Source organism: Priestia megaterium (assembly GCF_046599315.1).
Classification (GTDB): Bacteria; Bacillota; Bacilli; order Bacillales; family Bacillaceae_H; genus Priestia; species Priestia megaterium_F.
Genome location: NZ_JBKIKC010000001.1, coordinates 682,780 through 704,217 on the forward strand (window position 1 = coordinate 682,780; position 21,438 = coordinate 704,217).

Sequence of the window (21,438 nt, forward strand, 5' to 3'; positions counted from 1 at the left end):
TTTATTTTCTTATTTATGAATACTTATTCATAATCATAACAAGAAAATAACGGATTTCCTACGAAAAAATTCCAACATTTCAGTTTGCGTCAACTTTTGACAGGGTACACATTTTGTAATGATTATAAATTGAAGGTCAAGGAGGAACACAGATATGACAAAAAAGCACTCTGTAAATGAAAAAAGCAAGCAAGAACAGCTCGAGCAGTTTAAAAAAGATGATCGAAACCAAGCCCTCACAACCAATCAAGGGTTAAAGCTTTCCGAAGATGAATTTTCTTTAAAAGCGGGCGAACGCGGTCCAACCCTTATGGAAGACTTTCATTTCCGTGAAAAAATGACACATTTTGACCACGAACGCATTCCCGAACGCATCGTTCACGCGCGCGGTTTCGCTGCCCACGGAGAATTTGAGCTGTATGACTCTCTCAGTGAATATACAAAAGCTAAATTTTTGCAGAATCCCTCTGTAAAAACACCTGTATTTGTCCGTTTCTCTACTGTAGCAGGTTCTAAAGGTTCAGCTGAAACGGTGCGCGATGCCCGCGGTTTTGCAACAAAATTTTATACAGAGGAAGGAAACTATGACTTAGTTGGCAATAACATTCCCGTGTTCTTCATCCAAGATGCGATTAAATTCCCTGATTTAATTCACGCTGTTAAACCTGAACCTCATAACGAAATGCCGCAGGCGGCTTCAGCACACGATACGTTTTGGGATTTTGTCGCCAATAACCAAGAGTCTGCTCACATGGTCATGTGGTCAATGTCTGACCGTGCAATTCCTCGCAGCTTGCGTATGATGGAAGGTTTCGGCGTACATACTTTTCGCTTAGTTAATGCAGAAGGAAAAGCTCATTTTGTCAAATTCCACTGGAAGCCTGTGCTTGGAACGCATTCCCTTGTTTGGGATGAAGCCCAAACAATTTCTGGGAAAGACCCTGATTTTCATCGCCGAGATCTATGGGAATCGATTGAAAACGGAGACTACCCCGAGTATGAACTAGGCATTCAAATCATCGCCGAGGAAGATGAATTTAAGTTTGACTTTGATATTCTTGATCCAACTAAGCTTTGGCCAGAAGAAGACATTCCCGTTAAAATAGTTGGAAAAATGACCTTAAACCGAAATGTAGACAACGTATTTGCCGAAACGGAACAAGTGGCATTCCATCCAGGGCATGTGGTACCGGGAATTGATTTTTCTAACGATCCTTTGCTGCAAGGAAGATTGTTTTCATACACGGATACCCAGCTTATTCGTTTAGGTGGCCCCAATTTCCATGAATTGCCGATAAACCGTCCCGTCTGCCCGTTTCATAACAATCAGCGAGACGGCTACGGACGCCAAACGATTAATAAAGGGCCTGTTAGCTATCATAGAAACTCTCTTGCAGCGAATACGCCGGTACCTGTCCCAGAGTCAGAAGGCGGTTATGCTCACTATCAAGAAAAAGTGGAAGGAAGAAAAGTTCGAAGCCGCAGCGAAAGTTTTAAAGACCATTTTTCACAGGCAACGCTATTTTGGAATAGCATGAGCGACCCTGAAAAAGAGCATATTATCAGTGCTTTCAGCTTTGAACTCGGAAAAGTAAAAAGCAAGTCTGTTCAGCAGCAAGTCGTCGATATGTTTGCCAACGTCAGTAAAGTGCTAGCTCAAACAGTAGCTAAAGCAATCGGTGCGACACCTCCGCCAGGGGAAGACGCGGCACTGACAAAATCATCGCCGGCCCTGAGTCAGGAACAGACCATTAAAAAGCCAAATACACGTAAAGTAGCCGTCATTGTAGCCAACGACTTTAGCAGTGACCTACCACAAGTGTTAAACCGTTTAAAGCAACAGGGCATTCAGCCTGAAATTGTAAGCACAACACTACAAAATGTAAAAGGAGCAGACGGATCAGAACTTGAAGTACAGCACACATTTTTAACAAGTGATTCTGTCTTATTCGATGCGGTTTATGTTGTCGGAAGTTCGTCAGCTAATAAGAAGTTTCGTAAAGAAGCACTGACGTTTGCTCAACAAGCATTCGAGCATTTTAAACCGATTGGCGCGACAGATGAAGGTGTTAAGTGGCTGCAAGCTGCTGGATTGGACAGTAGTCCCGGTGTCGTAACTGGAGATTCTACACGCTTTACAGATGATTTTATTGAGGCTATTTCAGCTCACCGCCACTGGAATCGTCACGTTATATAAACCCAAAAAAGGTAGGGTCGTTCCCTACCTTTTTTGGATGGAATCACAGTAATTGAAGAAAATCTTCTCTTCTGCTTATACTAGATAATGCACCTTAGATTTTCAGGAGGCGGAAGGAAGACATGCTCATCAACAAATCATCTTATTTTTTACAATTACCTAAACGGTTAAAAAAGCTGCAACGGCGAATTCGGTTATTCTTGGAATTTTATTAGCTATTGTGGGAGGCTTTCTTGATGCTTATACGTATATAAGCAGAAACGGAGTATTTGCGAATGCACAAAGTGGAAATATCGTCTTATTAGGTGTAAAGGCAGCACAAGGTCAATGGACAGAAGCTTTTCTTCATATTCCGCCTATTTTAGCCTTTATCCTAGGCGTTGCTGTAACCGAAACATTTAAGCAGCCGCGACTTGTATCTATACTCCCTGATACTTCTCGTATCGTATTGCTTTTAGAAATTGTTGTACTCATTGCCGTTGGATTTTTACCGCCTAATGTTCCTAATATGTTGGTTACAGTAACAATTTCGTTTGTTGCTGCTCTTCAAGTTTCTTCATTTAGAACTCTAATAAAATGGTCATATAATACAACAATGACAACCGGAAACCTTCGTACTGCTTCTCAAGCAGCATATATGCTATATTCAAACGTGATGAAAATGCTGCTTATCAGTGCCTTCATTTTACGGCCATTATCCTCTCTTTTTTAAGCGGCGCATTGTTAGGTTCTATTTCTACTTTCACCCTCAGAACAAAAGCAATTTGGTTAGCTTCTGCTATTCTTTTTCTCGCTTTTGTCATTTTAAATTCAGAATCTCAAAAAAGCCTTTGAAATCGTTGATTGATTCAAAGGCTTTTTTGATTAAACTAATTTTCTAAATGCCATAACGTGCAAATCTTTTACGGGATAAAAGTCGTTATCAGGAAAGCGGACATAGCCTCTTTTGTTGTACAGCTTAATGGCATGTTCCATTGAGTTATCTGTGTGCAAACCTAAATAAGAACACCCTAGCTCCCGAGATTTTTTTTCACACGCTTCAAGAAGGGCATTGGCGACTCCTTTTCGGCGATGAGACGGAGCAACTGCCAGCAGGCGAATTTCAGCCCACGGGAATGGCTTTAACAACCCGCCATATACATCTGTATTCGGTGGATAAAACAAAACGCTTCCCGCCATTTCTCCATCAATTTCAGCTATGATGCGCTCAAATCTATTCTTTTCACTCAGGGTATGTATAATTCCTTCTCGATACCTCTTCCAGTTTGCTTCTGATTTTACGGTTGCATATTGCTCATAAGCAGCAATCGTTACTGCTTCAATAGATGGCTTTTCTTCTTCTCTAGCTTCTCGAACGATCAATTTCTTCTCCTCCATTTACCTTCTTTCTTTGCTTTTATTGTCTACGCTAAAGAATGTTAATGCAACTCATTTGCACCTCAAAACAGCTTCCTTTGCATATATTTAATCGGTGCATTATGATTTCTGAAGCAGTCTTTGTGCTGAAACTCTGCTTGTCTTCATACACATATACAGAGATTCATAGACAAGGATGAGACAACATGTATAAAAAATTGATCGCAATTGGAATTGGCAGTGTGTTTGTTAGTATTGGAATTAACGTTTTTATTCTTCCTCTTCAGCTTGTAACAGGAGGCATTACGGGAATTAGCTTAATCATTAATTATGTGCTGGGATATAAAGTAGGCGTTATGATTTTCTGCTTAAACCTTCCCATTTATCTTCTGGCTCTAGGTTTTAACCGCTCTTATTTTTTAAATGCTATCTATGGCATGGTTATTTCTGCAGCTATGATTGACCTACTGTTTCCCCTTCATGGAATTCTTCATCTCCCTGTTATTTTGAGCGCTTGTCTCGGGGGTGTTTTTAACGGAATCGGAACCGGCATCATGCTTCGGCAGCACGCAAGTCAAGGCGGAGTCGACTTGTTTTCTCTAATACTTGCGAAATGGTTATCTCTAAACCCAGGTATCATCATTTTAGTACTTGACGCATCTATTATTATTTCAGGTATTTTACTTCTTCAAAACGAAACGGCTATTTATTCATTATTAATTGTCATATGTTCCGGTATAGTTACCAGTTTAATTACATCATTCAAACGCATTATCGTCTATGTATAAGAAAAGCCTCGAGATATACGTCTCTCTCGAGGCTTTTCCTTATTTTCCATTTAAGAATTCTTGCAGCGCTTCTTTATTTTTATCTAAATTAATATCAAGCACCATACCAACACCGCTATATGTTTTGTTTTCAAATGATCCGTCTAACGGCAGTCGCAAGCTTTGAACATCTTTCATCTTGCCTGTTACCACATCTTTAGCCAATAGCATCATGCTTTTTGTATCTAAATTTGTGTCGATGTAAGGATCCATTACGCCGAGAAGCTTCGGTATTTTAAACACGCTGTTTAAGCTTGCTACCTCATCTTTAAGCTTTAAAATGACTTCTTGCTGGCGCTGAACGCGTCCAAAATCACTCATGTTATCATGGCGAAAACGTACGTAGCCAAGCAGCTGTTCACCGTGTAAAACTTGGGTACCTTTATGAAGCGTCATGCCAATTCCTGAAGACATATCGTGAGGAACAGTTACTTCGATGCCATCAGGTGCAATCGTATCTACAATTTTTGAAAACCCTTCAAAGTCAACCACTGCATAATAGTTAATGTCGATATCAAAATTTTGTTTGATTGTTTGACGCAGCAGCTCAGGACCTCCGAACGCGTAAGCAGCATTCAGCTTTTGCTTGCCGTGCCCTGGAATATCCACATACATATCCCTCATAAGTGAAACAATTTTTGGATGCTTGCTTTTAGAATCGTAGTGAGCAATTAAGATAGAGTCTGTACGAGAATGCTTTTCTCCACGCGAGTCACTTCCTAACAGCAGCATATTCACTTCCCCGTTATTTGGGAGACTGCCTTGAAACTGTTCAAATGTCGTGCCGTCATCAGCAAATTTACCATCGCTTGCCATCGATAGTCCTTGCTTATATTGGAAGTAGCTATATATGCCCCCAACGATGATAAAAAGGAACAACAAAGCAAAGAACACTCTGCCCCATCGAATTCTTCTTCTTTTTTTGCGTCTTGTTTGCTCCACGTTTCAGTCACCAGCTTTCTTTTTCAATGAAGTTCTCATAAAACAAGCAAGTAGCTAAGCTTTTAAAAAGCTCCTCTACTTGCTTGTTTGGATTGTATGATGTGAAAGCTCACATTACTTTTCTGTTTCTTGGTCTTTTCCATACATGTATTTGGATGGATCGACCGCTTTAAAGTCATCTAATTTGTTAAAGCGTAATAAATCACCGTATAACACTTTATCAGAAAGTTCTAGTTCTCTTCCAACTTTCTTTTTATAAGCTTTCGCTTCGTCTGTTGCTGCAATTCTTTCTCCTGTGTTTGTATCGTAATACTTGCCGTCAATTGACGTGTATTTCGGAGAAACATAATCACCATTTCTAAATGCTACTACCTGATCATGGTCTTTTGATAATAAATCTGTACCGAATTGAACATACTCTTTACTATCAATTCCTACTAAGTGAAGAAGCGTAGGCACTACGTCAATTTCACCGCCGTACGTGTGGTTCACTCCGCCTTTTACACCCGGTACGTGAAGGAAGAACGGTACGCGTTGAAGCTGAGCATTTTTATATGGCGTGATTTTCTCGCCAATAATTTTTTCCATTGCTTTGTTATGATTTTCGGAAATACCATAGTGGTCGCCGTAAATCATAATAACTGAGTTGTCATATAAGCCTGAAGCTTTTAACTCTGTAAAGAACTCTTGCAGTGATTCATCCAAATAACGAGCCGTTTGGAAATAACGGTCTACCGTTCCATCTCCTGTATTTGCCGGCTCAATGGTAGCATCACCTTTATCAAGGACGAATGGGAAATGGTTTGTTAATGTAATCATATGGGCATAGAATGGCTGCTTCAATGACTGTAGCATTGGCATAGATTCTTTGAAGAATGGCTTATCTTTTAATCCATAGTTTACTTTGTTATCGCCAGTCATATTGTAATAACTTGCGTCAAAGAATTTATCCACACCGAACTGCTTATAAATTTCATTACGGTTCCAGAACGTTTTATAGTCTCCGTGTAAAACGGCACTTGTATAGCCGCCCTGCTGATCTAAGATCGCTGGTGCTGCTTGGTACGTGTTGCGCCCTTTTAAACTAAATGCTGACCCTTGAGGCAAGCCATATAATGACGTATCCATCATAAGCTCTGCATCAGCTGTTTTACCTTGTCCTGTTTGATGGAAGAAGTTATCAAAGTACATAAATTCATTTCCATTTGCTAATGAATTTAAAAACGGCGTTACTTCTTGCCCGTTTAACTTGTAGTTAATTAGGAATGACTGAAATGATTCTAGATGAATTTTAATAATATTTTTCCCTTTTGCTTTACCCGCATACTCAATATTTGGAGCTGCATAGTGACTTGTACTGAAATTTTTCACTGTTGTTAAGTCATCACTACTTGCAAATGCTCGCTGCTTTGAGTTTTGAATCGTTTGAATCGCATCATACACCGTATAGTTGTATGCTCCTAAATATTTTACTAGGTAGTTGCGATCAAAGGTTCTTGTTAATAATTCAGGGCGATCTTTTTCAGCATAGTGCAAGTTAATTGCAAAAGCGATAGCTCCTGCCGCTAATACCATAAACGTATAGCGGAATTTAAGACGCGCTTTTGGCCATTCGATTTTTCTCACAAACAATAGCGCAATCAGTAAAATGATATCTACAAAATAGAAAATATCGTGAGCTTTTACTAAATCAGCGATACTGCCTCCTAGATGACCCACATTGCTTGTTTGCGTTAAAGTAGGCAACGTAACGAAGTCATTGAAGAATCGATAATATAAAATATTGCTGTACAAAATGACCGTCATGATTGTACTAAGGATAAGCGTCCAAACGATGGATCTTTTTCCTTTTGCAAACAATGCTAATCCTAAGAAGATCAAGGTTGAACTAATTGGATTAATAAACAATAACGTTTTTTGCATTGAGTCACTTATATCTAAGTTGAACTCCACTTTGTAAGACATGTAAGACTTGATCCACATGAATAAAACCGCTATAAAAAAATAAAACAACGGCTTTGAAAATAGTTTTTTCATTTTCAAATTCCTTTCACTAAAAAGTAGAGATTTCATGTTCAGCTAACCTCAGGAAAGTCCCATTAAATCGTAACGGTTACGTCCTGCAAAAGATTACCTGAAAATGATTCAATCTGTCAAACAATATCATCTTCATCTCTTTTTTTAGTCATCTACAAAATTTACACATTAACTTGTAATCTCTTATTTTTTATCATGATATTAACATTACACAATTGTTAATTTGTAAATTTTGTTCTCCCTATATTGCATACATATTAATTTACCACATTTCTGCTCTGCAATAAAAGTATTTTTATTTTATCACGCATAATATTTCACTTGCTGAATGAAAAGGTACTATTGTACTGGACGAAATTCTTTGGGCACCGTTATGACTAGTAAAAATAACTCTATCTATGCTTAGTCGTCCTCTTCACAAACAGCTATGCGGCCTCCTTGTGCAAAAGGCTGTGAAATAACAAGAAACTCAATCTCTTCGCTCGAACAATTCATCATTTGATGAAGAATCGATGGAAGTACTTCTACTCCTTCATGTGCTTTTACATCATAAATAACTCCATCTACTTCTAGAGCAGCTGTTCCTTTTCACACAAAGAAAAATTGATGTGCTTTCGTATGATAATGTCTTACCTCTTTTGTATGAGGGGGCATGCGCTCATGAATAATACTTAAGTTTTGTTTTTTCACTAAATGCCACCCGTCGCATTTTCCTCCCCACACGTAGTGTTCTGCGTTTTGCTTACTGACTTTCATAAACAGCTCCCCTTTGTTTTAATGAACGAACACCTACAAAAATTCTATATGCTTTTTTGAACATTACTATTGGAAATGTTTTTTTTAGATGATGGTTTTCGCTTTAAGGTAAAAAGCATTCCTAAAAAGATCAAAACAATGCCTGCAAGCTGAAGAATCGTTGGGCGAAACCCTGTGAATGCTGTATCTAATAAAATGGCAACGGCTGGATCTAAAAATACCAGAACCGAAATCACCTGAGTTTTTAAATAGCGCAGGCTGTCGAAAAACAAATAATACACTAAACCAGTATGTACAAAACCCGTTACTAAAATAGCTGTCCAATTGGCCATTGTTAGGAAATGAAAATCACTAAAATGAACAAACGGCAACAATAGAAAAATCCCTAAAAAAGTCTGAAGAAATGTGACAGCGTAGGCACTTGTATGAATAATTCCTTTTCCAAGCAGCGTCGTGCACGCATAAAACAAAGCGGCTAAAAGCGCCCAGAGTATTCCCGAAGACATAAAACCATCAATTGTAAGTTGCTCCACCCCAATAATTAGAAGTGTTCCTCCAAAACAAATGAAGATAGACATAACACCAAGAACCGTTATTTTCTCCTTAAACATAAAGCTCCCTAGAAGCAATACTAAAACGGGAGCAAGATGATAAATAGAAATGGCAACCGTAACGGACATCATTTCAAATGCCTTAAATAGAAACACCCAGTTAAACACAAGAAATATCCCGCACAGGAAAATTTGCGTTATTTCTTTGACATTCCATTTTTCCCTTTTGTACTCACCCGTTACGAACCAGCACATTCCAAGAAAAAGCGTGGCGCAAATACAGCGAACAAATACTAAATCAAAAGAAGGTAGTCCGGTTTTTGTGGAGAAAAACCCAATTGAACCAAAAATACTCATTGAAATCATCATTTTTACCATTGGTCCTGCTTTCATTTTCTCACCTCACTTTCAGAAAACTAATATTATTCAAACACAAGAAAGTTCATTTGTAAATTACTGGTTTAAACGTTTTATTTCATAAAAAAAGCACAAAGACATGGAATCATTCCCATGACCTTTGTGCTTTTTTGCTTTGCTTTTAATCTTCAACTGGGAACCAGCCTGGCGTGTTAATAACGGCTTGCCACAGCGGGTCAGGAATCACCAGCTTTTCCTGATCCTTTTTGCTTAATGTTGTAACAATTTCGTTTTCGCGGCCTTCTTTGACTTTTTGAACCCAGTCTGGATCCATAATTAATTCGCGGCCAATAGCAAGTAGTGGAATGCCCGTTTCAAGAGCTGCTGCTGCTTCGTCTGCTGTATGAATAGAACCTACGCCCATCACAGGTACGCGACTTCCTACTCGCTCTTGAATAATTTCAATACGTGAACGAGTATCTTCTACGCCTCGGCGTGGTTTTGACCAGAATTCCATTAGCGATACGTGAAGGTAATCAAGGTCTTTTGCTGCTAGTGCATCAACTAACTTCAATGTATCAGCCATTGTGATTCCAGGCGTTTCAGGCTCTTCTGGTGAGAAGCGATACCCTACTAAAAATGGCTCTTTTGCATAGGTAGAAACGGCTTGCTTTACTTCGTCTACGATTGCTAGCGGGAATGTTAAGCGTTTTTCTACGCTGCCCCCCCATTTATCTTCACGGCGATTAGAATGCGGAGAAAAGAACTGTTGAATTAAATAATTATTTGCTCCATGAATTTCAACTCCGTCGAACCCCGCTTGAATAGCACGGCGCGTCATTTCACCAAAATCGCGAATAATGCCTTCAATTTCTTCATTTGTTAACTCTCGAGGTACCGGCGCTCCTTCTTGTTCTGCGGCAATAGCACTTGCGCTAACAATATCTCCATTTGGAACAAGCTCAGGAGGGCACATGCGGCCTCCGTGGAAAATTTGAAGAACTGCTTTTGCTCCTTGATCTTTAATCGCTGTTGCTAAACGGCGCAAGCTAGGAATCATTTCATCGCTGTCTGCAGCAAACTCTCCATGAAATCCTTTGCCGTTCGGCGTTCCATATGTACATGCTGTAATGACCATGCTAACACCTTTTGAACGTCGTACATAGTAGTCAACTTCTGCATTTGATACCGTTCCATCTTCATTTGATGAAAAATTTGTCATAGGTGCAAGAATAACGCGGTTCTCTAATTTGATGCCATTTGAAAAAGCAAATGGCTGTAAAAGCGGCTCATACTTTTTATTTGTCATTTTATTTCCCTCCAAAAAATATTAACATACTATAGGTAGAAACTAATTTTTCTTCCTATAGGTATGCGTATTTTAAAACTGTAACTTTAAAATATACTGTGATTTTAATCTGTACAGTTTTACCTGTCAAAGAATAAGACTTTCTAACATAAAAAAGCACTCAGTATACTGAGTGCTTTTTTATCATTGCGAAAGAGGTTCCTGATTATACATGAATACTTTCACTTTTACATATTGAGCTTCTAACTCTTGAAGTGTCAGTTCGTATAGGTGCCGATTTCCTTTTTTATAAATACCAAAATTCAATAGCGCATTAATAAACCAATTTTTCTTATGTTCCGTTTCAGGCTGTGTGTGCTGTTTCACCATTTCCACCACCTAAGTTCATCTCATATTAATTTTGCAAAGCGTTTGCTTTTACATAAATGATTTTACTTCTGTATGATGAAAAAACAGTGAAATAGAAAGCTTTTTTATTTAAATTTCTGCAGCAGGACCCGCAATTTTCTTTCGTCTCTTCACTCGTGTTAATATTTTTTCAATATAATAAATAACAATAATAAAAACAGACATAATAGCAAAATAAGTACCAATCACAACAAAAGGATTCGGACTTTCAAACCCGCCTTCATGATCAAAATCCGGACGTTCGTAACCAGCAGATGCCATCGCAGAAGATTTGGTCTCGCTGAATGAATGGCGGTCAAAATCCGGCTTTTCACCGCCTTTTTGTGGCATATCTGAGGAACTTAAATTCAGTACTCTTGCTACTCCTCCAAGCTTTCCAAGAAAACCCGTCTCATTTATTTCATATATTCCAACCACTAACAGTGCTACGGTAGCGAGCTTAGCTACTATGCTCAAGCTTTTCTTTGTTTTCTTGAATTTTGTAATGTTTTTACATACATTTATTACCCATTTCCAGTGGAGACCTACGTGAGCGGCTACTAAAATTAATACTAAAAACGATACCGAAATATGGGAAACCTTAAACCACTGTTCATTGCCGACATTAATATTTGGAAATACTACTCTTGAAATAAAAATACCGCTGATCATAATAAATGACATCGTAATCAACAGCATTATATTTAAAAAGTAACCAAACTTTGTTTTGCGCGGAAGCTTGCGGTCAAATAATTTAACCGTGACTTTCTTTACCCACTGCCAGTTCAGTAGTACATGGGTAAAAAAAGCGACGGCAATCGCTAGCCCCGCAATTTCATGAAACGTTAACCCTCCTAGTACCTGTTTGTTAAAAAATAAAACAAACGTAATGGCCATTAAGAGATCCAGTCCAAACCGGACATACGTCACCTTTTTCACTTTATTCATTCTCCTCACCTATGTATTTGTCAAAACAACCTCTTTTTCATATTCTTTAATGTAAGCAGGGTTGGTGAAAATCAGGTGAAAAGACTGATTTTTTTGCCAAATTAATCAGTCCTGAGTGCTATAAAAATAGAGTGGAATCATTTTTTTTTAAATATAGCGATTGACAAAGAAAAAAGAAGCACGTATAGTAATGGTTATTCATCAAGAACTTTCGGATTTTAATCAAAAACACAGCGATTGGGAGTAGTAAAAGCTTTTTATTCGGTCAAGAGAGCTACGGGTTGGTGTGACGTAGTCCAATAATACTTTGAACTCGCCCAGGAGTGGTAATTCAGAAAGAATGCAGAAGTGTTCTCTAAGTTTTAACGTCTAACCTTCGTTATCAGGTTTTAAGCAGGGTTCTTTAAGAGCCAACAAGAGTGGTACCGCGGTTAGCTAAAGCTTATCGTCTCTTCTCTCATTTGATAATGAGGTAGGAGACGATAAGCTTTTTTTATTTTATAAAAAAGTGGAGGGAAAAGTCATGAAGAAGGACAACCAAGGTTTGCAGCGAACAATGACTTCACGTCACATTATGATGATGGCGCTAGGTGGAGCGATTGGCGCTGGTTTATTCAAAGGAAGCAGCTCAGCTATTGACATGGCAGGACCATCTGTTGTCATTGCCTACTTAATTGGCGGAATTATTTTACTATTTATCATGCAAGGTCTTGCTGAAATGGCGGTTCGAAATAGTGAGGCACGAACGTTTCGTGATTTAGTTCAATCGATTTTAGGAAGCTATCCCGCTTATTTTTTGGACTGGATTTACTGGAAGATGTGGGTGTTGAACATTGCAGCTGAAGCTGTTGTAGCCGCTATTTTTATTCAGTACTGGCTTCCTGATTATCCAATTTGGATGCTTGCTTTAGGTGTATCCGTTATTGTGACAGTTATTAACCTGCTTTCAGTTAAAGCATTTGCTGAAACGGAATACTGGTTAGCTTTAATTAAGATTACGGTCATTGTGATCTTTATCATCGCTGGACTTCTGTTATTGTTTGTATCATTCGGTCATCATACCGCAACAGGTTTTTCAAATTTAAGCGATCACGGCGGTTTCTTTCCTAAAGGACCAACTGGGTTAATTACGGCGATGTTAGTTGTCATCTACTCTTACGGTGGAACTGAAATCATTGGAGTAACGCTAGCTGAAACAAAAAACCCTGAGAAAGTAGTACCTAAAGCCGTGCGCAGCACATTAACACGCATCATTGCTTTTTATCTGTTTCCGTTCTTTATCATCGTTAGCTTAATTCCTTGGAATGAAGTGAACAGCGTTTCTCAAAGTCCTTTTGTGATGGTATTTAAAATGATTGGAGTTCCCGGAGCAGACCATATTATGAATGCCGTTATCTTGTTAGCCGTTATTTCTTCTATGAACTCAGGACTTTACGGTTCATCACGTATTTTGTATACGCAAGCAGTAGACGGTCGAGTACCAAAGATATTTTCAAAACTTTCTGTCAACAAAGTTCCTGTATATGCGATTTTAATGTGTACATCATCCCTTTATGTCGGTGTGTTAATTTCCTTATTTGCAGGAAGTAAAACATTTGATTATTTAATGGGATCCCTAGGGTATACGGTGTTGTTTATTTGGTTGATTATTGCGATTGCACACTTAAAGTCTCGTAAAGTTCAGCCAGAAGCATCGAGCAGCTACTCTGTTAAATGGTTTCCTTATACGACATGGGCTGCCCTTATTGCACTAAGCGCTATTTTAATTGGCGTTATCTGTACAACGTCCGTTGTTATTACGACTATTACACTAGCTATCTATTTATTTATTACAGCTACGTATATCTTTAAAGGTCGCTTTTATCAATCTTCAGCAGTCAAGCACGCTAAATAAAAAAACGCCCCCTGTGAATCGTTATAGGGGGCGTTTTTTCTATTAAAATGATAAGTACCAATAGCCAAGTGCAAAGCCGATATAGTTACCAATAATATAGCCAAGAGTTCCTACTACCAAGATAGGACCCACCAAGCTTCCCCATCCTTTAGCAATCGCCATTGCACTTGCTGTCGTAGGTCCCCCTACCGTTGCATTGCTCGCCAGTAAAATATGCTCTAAATCAATTTTAAATACTTTTCCTAAAAGTAGTCCCACTATTAAATTACTCATTCCCACAATGAGCACAAATAGAATCAAAAGAGGTGCTTTTTCAACAATTAATGGAATGGACGCCGGCACTCCAATTACAACAAAGAAAATATAAATGAAGTACGTGCCGATTTCTTGGCTTCCACTAATGTTCTTAAAATAAGAAGGAAACAGATAAATAACAAGAAATGTAAGCGTGGAAAGCAATAGGTATTTTTCGCTTAGAACAGTATGTAACAATGTTTGAAATACCGAAGCATTTTCACCGGTTGGAATGATTGTTCCAAACCACTCGGCTAATTTAAACGAAGCAACCACTAGAAAAAACGATGTACCAATTGAAGCTGCAACGTCTTTTAACGAAATTTCTTTTTTCGCCCAATACTTTTCTGCAAGTGTATGACGGTCACTTTCTTCACTTTGCCCAGCCTCTACTTCTTGAATATGAGGCGTCTTAAAATGCTTTTTAAAAAACTTCATAGAAGGAATAAACATATACACAGCAAACAGTAAAGCCATGACCATATTATCAGCAACCACCGTGGCCGAAACCATTTGACTTGATGGTTCAAATTTGGCCGTAACGGTAGCAAAGTTAACCCCTCCGCCTACGTAAGAAGCGCCAATAGCAGCCGCAATTTTTGCTAGTTCAGGAATATAATCTTTTAATAACAAGAAGCCGACCGTGCTCCCTATGACCGTGCCTACTGCACAGATCAAGAAAATAAAAAGCAGTTTCCGGCTTTCTTGAAATAATTCCTTCATATTGATTTGAAACAACAATAACGGAATGGCAAGCGGCACTAGATAAGCCCACACCGCATCATAAACCGAAGACTCTGTTGGAATGATTTTTAAATTTGATAAAATCAGCGCTCCTGCTAGCGCAATAATTGCTCCTGACAGAAAAGAAGCCCATTTATACTTTTGTTCGAGAAAAATACTAACAGAAGCCCAAATTGCTAGAATTCCCCATAGTGCCCACGTATCATCAGCTTGAATAATGGTAAAAATCACGGGCTGCTCCTTTCCTTCTTTTTAAGAAATAGAATTTTCAGAAAATATACCCTTAAATTTTATCAATATATGCCAAATTCCGTCAATCCATAAAAAAAACTTTCCACTTTAAAAGTGAAAAGCTACCTTTTATTTACGCACTAAAACCGGAATCTGCTGCTGAATCTGCTGCAAAGGAGCGCTTGTTTTCTCTGTTAATGAACGCAAGATGCCTCCTTCAATCATACAGTTAATCACAACTGCAAGCTCTCCTGCTTGCTTCTCTTGAAATCCGCTCTCTATCATTTTTTCTCTAAAAAGTTTTTCCCAATCTTGAAATGCTGCGTAGCAGACTTTACGAAGCTGTTCATTAATAAGCGCAGTTTCTCCAGCCAGCAGCCCAACAGGAATACCAGCAATACTTTCTTCGTGTTCAAACTGCTTGGACAATTCTTCAATAAAATACTGAATAGCCTGCGCTGCATCAGAAGATTGATTTAAGCTTTCTTTAATTTGAACTTGGACATATTTATTCGTATATTGAACAGCATGAATCGCCAGTTCTTCTTTCCCTTTTGGAAAATAATAATAAAGCGACCCTTTTGGCGACCCACTCTCTTTAATAATTTGATTTAATCCAGTGGCATGATAGCCTTGCAGCTGAAAAAGCCGCGATGCTGTTTCTAAAATCTTATCGCGTGCATTTGCTTTCTTCACAAAAACGATGCCTCCCCTATATAATAAGTGGTTTCTATAACACTACTTATCATATAAGGAAATGAAATTTTTGTCAAAATAAAGTGAATATTTTACCATTTACAGTTTCATTTTTCATTCCTTATGACCTAATGATTACTTTCCTTACGTCCTCTGCTAACGGCTGAAGAGGCGTAATAATACAATTGCTTACCTCTTCTGCCGCTTCTACCATCGAGAGCTGTGCCACTGAAACAATAGCGTCATGCTCGTTCATTAGCTCATGTAAGACATGCTTCACCTTCTGTTTGTATTCTTTTAGGTTCCCGTTCATTACTAGTTCAAAAGCACCTTCTATCACAACAGGGCGAACCTTTATCTTTACATTTTGATAAAATGCAAATTCATATAGGCGCTTCATCGTTCCTTCTACGGTTTCCGGATTTGTAAACACAATAAGCTGTGATTTTTCTATTTCACATATTCGGCGGAAATAAGACTCGTCGATTTTAATAACAGGAACGTCGCTTGTAAATGTTTCCGGCAAAAGCGCAATGTAGTTCGTACACGTCAGTAAAATGGCATCGGCTGAACATTCCTCCATCCACTTTAACTGATTCTCTATCTTTGCAGCAGCTGATTCCGCTGCAAATTTAGGGTCAGTTGTCACTCGATATACAAGCCCAGGGTCTACAAAATGCATACAGTTCGCAAAAGACAGCGCTTTTTCTATATAAGAAATGTTTGAGTGATGAGCGTGCAGGCAAGCAATTTTCTTCATCATTCTCCTCCTGTATGTTGTTCTTTGAAATATTGAATTAAAAATTCCTGAAACTTCTTTGCAACAGGCGTTAAGTATTTATCTTTGTTCCACGCAATCCCAACTACACGTGAAGCCGTACCTTCTTTGAGCTTTATTTTTTTTATGAATCGCAGGTTCACTCCCTTTATTTCAGGAAGCAAGGCAACCCCTAAATGAGCCGCTACAAAACCAATTACGGTCAAAAATTCTTCCCCTTCAAACGTAATATTTGGAACAATGTCCGCTTCTTCAAACAGCTGATCAAAAATTGTTCGGCTTCCATATCCTTTTTTTAAGGCGATAAACGATTCATCAGCTAAATCTGCAATTGAAAGCACTTGCCTTGAAGCAAAGGGATGGGTATCAGGAATATACGCGTAAAGCTCGTCTCTCCATAAATGTTCCCACTGAATTCCCGGCCTCGATTCCGTTACAGAAGACATACAAAAATCAATTTCTCCCGTTTGAAGCTGATCGAGCATGATGTTCGTGGCGTTCTCAAAGATTTGAAATTGAACGTTCGGATACTCTTGTAAAAAAGCATGAACTAGTTTTGGGACGGACGAAGCGCCTAATGATTTTAAAAAAGCAAACGAAATACTGCCGCGGTGAGGGTGAATCAAATCTGAAAGCTCACGCTTTGCTTCCTCCATTTCGTTTAATACTTTAGCCGTTCGTTCATAAAAAAGACGTCCGTATCGATTTAAAATGACTTGCCTTCCTTTTCGTTCAAAAAGCGGCACACCAAGCTCTGATTCTAATTTAGAAATTGAGCGGCTGAGCGTGGGCTGTGCGATTGATAATTGTTCCGCTGCCTTTGTAAAATGTTCTGTTTGAGCTACAACATTAAAATATTCAAGCTGCTGCCATTCCATTTTTTCACATCCTTTATTTATTACATAATACTATCAAATTCATATAAATTATACATTGGACGTCATAAAAAATTCATGTTTAAATGAAGAACGTAGCACTTGCCGAAAATGTTATGTGTCTGCATAGAATAAGTGTTGAAAGAAGGAATTAGTTTATGGATGTTTCAATAGTTTTAACGATGCTAGCCGTCGGACTGATCTTAGGATTTGTCGGGGCAGGCGGATCAGGTTTTATTATTTCAATTTTAACGCTGCTGTACGGCGTATCTGTACATGTTGCTCTGGCAACGGCTCTTACCGCAATGATTTTCTCTTCTTTTTCTGGCGCCGTCAGTCATTATCGTGAAGGTAATGTCTCTTTAAAATCCGGTATCTCTGTTGGTATCCTCGGAGCATTAGGTGCTTGGATTGGCTCTAACCTTTCATCATTTATCCCAGAAGGCGAGCTAAAATGGCTCACAGCCGGCATGCTTTTATTATCTGGTGTTTTGCTTTGGCTGCGAATGTTTTTATTTTCCCGTCAGCAAAAAGAACGTACTATTCCAACAGGAGCTAAATTTGTCGTTTATTCTTTACTAATCGGCTTGATTACCGGCGCTCTGTCAGGAATGTTTGGAATTGGGTCAACTCCATTTATCCAACTTGGCCTTATGATGGTGTTAGGCTTATCAATTCGCCAGTCAGCTGGCACAACGATGCTCGTTATTATCCCGATTGCGATCGGGGGAGGAATGGGCTATTATCAGCAAGGCTTTTTAGATATTCCGCTATTAATTCAAGTAGTCGTTGGCACAATGGTTGGTTCATATATTGGAGCAAAATTCACAAATCGTGTACCTGCTCCTGTGTTAAAGACTTCCCTTATAGCACTGCCTATTTGCTCTAGCTTCCTCCTTGTTATTTAAAAAAAGCTTGAACTTTCGTTCAAGCTTTTTTTATGTTCATCTGATAAACAAACTGCTTTCCTTGGCTTCCAACAATATGCCGGTTTGTATCGACAAAGCCGCATCGTTTGTACAGATGCTGCGCAGCCGTGTTTTTATGGTTCACGCCTAGCACGACTTCATTTTTAGTCGGAAAATGATGTTCGATAAAAGAAGAGAGAAGTTTCAATGACTTTTTGCCAACTCCATTTCTTTGATAATCAGGATGAATGGAATACAACCGTATTAAAAGCACACCGGAGCTATCGGTATATTTTTTAACTGCTTCTCCTGCATCTAGTACAAAAAAACCGGCTAGTTTGTTTTCTACTACAATCAAAACAGGCGTTCTGTCTCTTTCCTGCTTACACTTAGCTATGGCTTCGGCAGGCAGTGCTGTATAAATGAGCTGCTCTTCAGGCAGCGTATAACTATGTATAGAGGACTCATAGGTTTCGCTATAAAATATTAGCGCTACGCTTTCTGTATTCTCCATTTTCTACCTTACTTCCTTTTCTTTTTCCATAGTATATCATGCACTAAAAAAAGCCGCATAAAGCGGCTTTTCCTTTATCTAGCGTCGGATACTACGGTAAAACGTTCGTTTACATGCTCCCCTCGCTCAATTTCATCAATGACAGCAATCGCGTAATCGGCATAGCTGACGTAGCTTTTTTCTTCTGAATTTAAAATAACGTGATCTTTTCCTGTTTTATAAGCATCCGTTCGTTTTCCTGAAGGATTAAAAAATGCTGCCGGGCTAATAAACGTCCAATTAATATTGCTGGTACTTTCTAAGTCCTTTAAATTTTGAGCTTGACTGTCAGCTGTCGCTTTGTACTCTTTTGGAAAATCAGGTGTATCTGCTAGACGCGTCGTTTTCTCTTCATCAACAAACAAACTGCCTGCTCCTCCTACAACAAGAAGACGAACGTCCGGAGCTTTTTTAAACACATGAATTAACGACTGCCCCGCTTCTACATGAAGATGCTCTTTTCCTTCAGGAGCTCCAAATGCATTCACCACTGCATCCAAACCTTCAATATCTGTTGCCGTAATATCAAAGATATCTTTTTCCAGTATGCGAACATCTCTTTCTTCTACTTTACCTGCATCGCGTACAATTGCTGTTACGTCGTGCCCACGATTTAAGGCTTCTTTCACGATAAAACTTCCTGCTTTTCCTGTAGCACCTACGACTCCAATTTTCATTTTAAAACCTCCAGTAAAATTCTCTATACTTACTAGTAGCCTCTTTTTGTAGTACTAAAACACGGTAAAACGGTTTAAGCAAGATAGAGAACGAATAAAGAGATTGAGACATAACTAAACCAATTCAATCTAAAGACGAACAAATAGGATAAATGATTGAGTATAGATCACTTGTGACACCGCTGTTGATTTCCGTGCAAGGCTTCGCTTTCCGCGGGCGGCCGATGAGCCTCCTCGTCGCTTAGGCTCCTGCGGGGTCTCACCTATTCCGCTTTTCTTCGCCCTGCCCTCCAATCAACAGCTAGAAGCACCTATATACATGAAACCTAGGTTCACCCTACCAATGAAAAAATCCGAACAAGCTGGATTCTCCATCAAGAATCTCGATTCATCGTTCGGAGTTTCCTTCAACTAAACTACTTTCGTCCCAGTCTCTTTTGACAAAAAATAAATGAGTGCTTATTCAATCTCAATAAATAACACGTGAGCCATAGAGTGAACTGATTTAATCAACTCTACTTTATTTCGTTTCTTTTTTGCCTTTCCTTTTATTTCAACAAAATAAAGCAGTTTTCCTTGATGGTAATCGTGGTGAATTTCATAGGATGAAATCATAATATTTTCCTTTTCAATCTTGTCAAGCAGCTTATAAATCTCCTCTTGATTGGCTGCACGAAACTTAATTAAAATGGAATGAGTAGAAAGAGATGTAAACATTACGTTCAATATTTCTAAGCCAATCAGCACCAGTACAGTTGCACTAATGCCGACTGTATACATACCCGCCCCAATTGTTAAACCAATTCCCGACGTGGCCCATACGCCTGCGGCTGTGGTGAGCCCTCTAATATGCTGCTTTTGAATAATAATCATACCTGCTCCTAAAAACCCAATACCACTTACTACTTGTGCTGCAACTCGGCTCGGATCAAGAGCCATATGATCTTGATGAAGCACGTCTGAAAAGCCATATTTGGAAATTAACATAATCAGCGTGCTACCGATAGCAACTAAAAAATGAGTTCGAAAGCCCGCTTCTTTTGCTCTAAATTCTCTTTCTAAGCCAACCAAGGCTCCTAACAGACCCGATAGCGCTAGACGACTAATAAAAGCTGCGGTCATTTTGTTTCCTCCTTTCTCCTCATTTTTTCATAAATGAACCTATTAACTATTTCTATTTTTGTTATAATTTACTATAACTAATTTTTGAAAGAAAGGCTAATCAAAGTGGATAAAATCATTGATTATTACAGCAGATTCGATGAGTGGGGACGATTAGAACGCGAGCCTAATGAATTTCAAGTAAACTGGCATTTTATAAAAAGGCGAAAATATTAATAATCACCTCTATTTATCATAGGATAAATAGAGGTGATTATTAATGAACCGTTTATTCAAATGGAGTACGAGCATTTTACTATGGTTGATGTACTGCTTTTTGATTAGCCCTCCTTCTTATGCAAGCGGTGACTATTATTCCTCTTATGCAGAACTGCAGCAGCATGAAATTCTTCACCAAGACTACGAAATTCGCTACGAGCAGCGCTTTAGCTATCTATCCGTTATGGCCATTCACGGCGGAGGAATTGAACCGGGTACATCAGAAGTCGCCAAAGAACTCGCCGATCGCTTTTCCGCTTCTTATTATTTATTTGAAGGCATCCAGTCAAGCAGCAACGGAGTTCTGCACATAACCTCAGAACACTTTGACGAACCGACTGCTAGAGGAATGGCTCAGCAAAGCATGTCCGTCATGACGATTCACGGCTATAGCGGCAGTCAGCCTATCGTTTATGTAGGCGGAAAAAATCAGCTTTATAAAGAGCTTGTGAAGCAAGCACTACGCAGAAACGGCTTCACAGTTCGTGACGCTCCTTCTGACATAGCCGGAATAAGCGAACAAAATATTGTAAACGATAATCTCCTAAAAGCCGGAGTTCAGCTTGAACTCACAGCCGAACTAAGAAAATCATTTTTCGTAAACCATGACTGGTCAAGAAACAACCGCATGAATGTCACGCCGCTTTTTTATACATTCGTATCTTCTTTACAAGAAGCATCCTCTTCCTATCAAACTTTCCTTTACTTTCAAGTTCACTAACTTATCAATCCTTGCCTATT

General features: G+C 38.9%; 22 protein-coding genes, 2 pseudogenes and 1 other annotated feature. Of the genes and pseudogenes, 8 read left to right on the forward strand and 16 right to left on the reverse strand.

Annotated elements, in window-relative coordinates:
* Positions 1-154 precede the first annotated feature (154 nt).
* The 3 genes from ACLHDF_RS03830 to ACLHDF_RS03840 all read left to right on the forward strand — a co-directional run bounded on the left by ACLHDF_RS03830 (position 155) and on the right by ACLHDF_RS03840 (position 3,031).
* Positions 155-2,197: a catalase gene (locus ACLHDF_RS03830; RefSeq protein ID WP_413917686.1), complete on the forward strand. Its 2,043-nt coding sequence runs from the start codon at positions 155-157 to the stop codon at positions 2,195-2,197.
* A 220-nt stretch (positions 2,198-2,417) separates the two neighbouring features.
* Complete coding sequence (locus ACLHDF_RS03835; RefSeq protein ID WP_413917687.1) at positions 2,418-2,909, forward strand: YoaK family protein; 492 nt, start codon at positions 2,418-2,420, stop codon at positions 2,907-2,909.
* Positions 2,891-3,031 carry a hypothetical protein gene (locus tag ACLHDF_RS03840; RefSeq protein WP_413918258.1) on the forward strand — a complete coding sequence of 47 codons (141 nt, stop codon included), beginning with the start codon at positions 2,891-2,893 and terminating at the stop codon, positions 3,029-3,031. The genes ACLHDF_RS03835 and ACLHDF_RS03840 overlap by 19 nt, the downstream gene beginning before the upstream one ends.
* A gap of 30 nt (positions 3,032-3,061) precedes the next feature.
* Here ACLHDF_RS03840 and ACLHDF_RS03845 read toward each other — a convergent pair whose 3' ends face one another.
* Positions 3,062-3,559: a GNAT family N-acetyltransferase gene (locus tag ACLHDF_RS03845; protein WP_413917688.1), complete on the reverse strand. Its 498-nt coding sequence runs from the start codon at positions 3,557-3,559 to the stop codon at positions 3,062-3,064.
* Between the two features lie 200 nt (positions 3,560-3,759).
* On the opposite strand from ACLHDF_RS03845, the gene ACLHDF_RS03850 reads away from it, so the two are divergent.
* Positions 3,760-4,341 (forward strand): YitT family protein, encoded by a 582-nt coding sequence (locus ACLHDF_RS03850; protein WP_413917689.1) that lies wholly within the window; start codon positions 3,760-3,762, stop codon positions 4,339-4,341.
* 39 nt (positions 4,342-4,380) lie between these two features.
* On the opposite strand, the gene ACLHDF_RS03855 is transcribed toward ACLHDF_RS03850, so the two are convergent.
* From ACLHDF_RS03855 to ACLHDF_RS03885, 7 genes and pseudogenes are all read right to left on the reverse strand, one after another.
* Entirely contained in the window at positions 4,381-5,322 is a 942-nt protein-coding gene (locus tag ACLHDF_RS03855; RefSeq protein WP_413917690.1) for an LCP family protein, read from the reverse strand.
* A 114-nt stretch (positions 5,323-5,436) separates the two neighbouring features.
* On the reverse strand, positions 5,437-7,359 hold the full coding sequence (locus ACLHDF_RS03860; protein ID WP_413917691.1) for an LTA synthase family protein: 1,923 nt from the start codon (positions 7,357-7,359) through the stop codon (positions 5,437-5,439).
* A gap of 402 nt (positions 7,360-7,761) precedes the next feature.
* A pseudogene (locus tag ACLHDF_RS03865) lies at positions 7,762-8,115 on the reverse strand (cupin domain-containing protein).
* A gap of 44 nt (positions 8,116-8,159) precedes the next feature.
* Positions 8,160-9,059, reverse strand: a complete 900-nt coding sequence (locus ACLHDF_RS03870; RefSeq protein WP_413917692.1) for a DMT family transporter — start codon at positions 9,057-9,059, stop codon at positions 8,160-8,162.
* A 145-nt stretch (positions 9,060-9,204) separates the two neighbouring features.
* Positions 9,205-10,332: an NADH-dependent flavin oxidoreductase gene (locus tag ACLHDF_RS03875; RefSeq protein WP_413917693.1), complete on the reverse strand. Its 1,128-nt coding sequence runs from the start codon at positions 10,330-10,332 to the stop codon at positions 9,205-9,207.
* Between the two features lie 183 nt (positions 10,333-10,515).
* Complete coding sequence (gene fbpA, locus ACLHDF_RS03880; protein ID WP_413917694.1) at positions 10,516-10,701, reverse strand: Fur-regulated basic protein FbpA; 186 nt, start codon at positions 10,699-10,701, stop codon at positions 10,516-10,518.
* Positions 10,702-10,809: 108 nt separating this feature from the next.
* Positions 10,810-11,658 carry a DUF4405 domain-containing protein gene (locus ACLHDF_RS03885; RefSeq protein ID WP_413918259.1) on the reverse strand — a complete coding sequence of 283 codons (849 nt, stop codon included), beginning with the start codon at positions 11,656-11,658 and terminating at the stop codon, positions 10,810-10,812.
* 233 nt (positions 11,659-11,891) lie between these two features.
* Positions 11,892-12,123: a binding site (T-box leader), on the forward strand.
* Positions 12,124-12,190: 67 nt separating this feature from the next.
* Here ACLHDF_RS03885 and ACLHDF_RS03890 point away from each other — a divergent pair.
* Complete coding sequence (locus tag ACLHDF_RS03890) at positions 12,191-13,561, forward strand: amino acid permease (protein ID WP_413917695.1); 1,371 nt, start codon at positions 12,191-12,193, stop codon at positions 13,559-13,561.
* A 42-nt stretch (positions 13,562-13,603) separates the two neighbouring features.
* On the opposite strand, the gene ACLHDF_RS03895 is transcribed toward ACLHDF_RS03890, so the two are convergent.
* The 4 genes from ACLHDF_RS03895 to ACLHDF_RS03910 all read right to left on the reverse strand — a co-directional run bounded on the left by ACLHDF_RS03895 (position 13,604) and on the right by ACLHDF_RS03910 (position 17,182).
* Positions 13,604-14,830, reverse strand: coding sequence for a DUF819 domain-containing protein (locus tag ACLHDF_RS03895; protein WP_413917696.1), 1,227 nt, complete (start codon positions 14,828-14,830; stop codon positions 13,604-13,606).
* A gap of 129 nt (positions 14,831-14,959) precedes the next feature.
* A complete protein-coding gene (locus ACLHDF_RS03900) occupies positions 14,960-15,526 on the reverse strand; it encodes a TetR/AcrR family transcriptional regulator (protein WP_413917697.1) in 567 nt (188 codons plus the stop codon).
* 121 nt (positions 15,527-15,647) lie between these two features.
* The gene (locus ACLHDF_RS03905; protein WP_413917698.1) at positions 15,648-16,286 is read right to left on the reverse strand and encodes a hypothetical protein; all 639 of its coding nucleotides are present in this window, start codon (positions 16,284-16,286) and stop codon (positions 15,648-15,650) included.
* Entirely contained in the window at positions 16,286-17,182 is an 897-nt protein-coding gene (locus ACLHDF_RS03910; protein ID WP_413917699.1) for a LysR family transcriptional regulator, read from the reverse strand. Before ACLHDF_RS03910 ends, ACLHDF_RS03905 begins: the two co-directional genes overlap by 1 nt.
* Before the next feature lie 155 nt (positions 17,183-17,337).
* Here ACLHDF_RS03910 and ACLHDF_RS03915 point away from each other — a divergent pair, with 155 nt between their 5' ends.
* Positions 17,338-18,087: a sulfite exporter TauE/SafE family protein gene (locus ACLHDF_RS03915; protein WP_413917700.1), complete on the forward strand. Its 750-nt coding sequence runs from the start codon at positions 17,338-17,340 to the stop codon at positions 18,085-18,087.
* A 19-nt stretch (positions 18,088-18,106) separates the two neighbouring features.
* On the opposite strand, the gene ACLHDF_RS03920 is transcribed toward ACLHDF_RS03915, so the two are convergent.
* From ACLHDF_RS03920 to ACLHDF_RS03935, 4 genes are all read right to left on the reverse strand, one after another.
* Positions 18,107-18,601, reverse strand: coding sequence for a GNAT family N-acetyltransferase (locus tag ACLHDF_RS03920; protein ID WP_413917701.1), 495 nt, complete (start codon positions 18,599-18,601; stop codon positions 18,107-18,109).
* Positions 18,602-18,675: 74 nt separating this feature from the next.
* Entirely contained in the window at positions 18,676-19,317 is a 642-nt protein-coding gene (locus ACLHDF_RS03925) for an NAD(P)-dependent oxidoreductase (RefSeq protein WP_413917702.1), read from the reverse strand.
* Between the two features lie 129 nt (positions 19,318-19,446).
* Complete coding sequence (locus ACLHDF_RS03930) at positions 19,447-19,611, reverse strand: hypothetical protein (RefSeq protein ID WP_413917703.1); 165 nt, start codon at positions 19,609-19,611, stop codon at positions 19,447-19,449.
* A 165-nt stretch (positions 19,612-19,776) separates the two neighbouring features.
* Positions 19,777-20,439, reverse strand: coding sequence for an MgtC/SapB family protein (locus tag ACLHDF_RS03935; protein ID WP_413917704.1), 663 nt, complete (start codon positions 20,437-20,439; stop codon positions 19,777-19,779).
* 105 nt (positions 20,440-20,544) lie between these two features.
* Here ACLHDF_RS03935 and ACLHDF_RS03940 point away from each other — a divergent pair.
* Together ACLHDF_RS03940 and ACLHDF_RS03945 are read left to right on the forward strand one after the other, a co-directional pair.
* Positions 20,545-20,643 (forward strand): annotated as a pseudogene (locus ACLHDF_RS03940) (class I SAM-dependent methyltransferase); the annotation flags it as partial.
* Between the two features lie 55 nt (positions 20,644-20,698).
* On the forward strand, positions 20,699-21,418 hold the full coding sequence (locus ACLHDF_RS03945; protein WP_413917705.1) for a poly-gamma-glutamate hydrolase family protein: 720 nt from the start codon (positions 20,699-20,701) through the stop codon (positions 21,416-21,418).
* Positions 21,419-21,438: the final 20 nt, after the last annotated feature.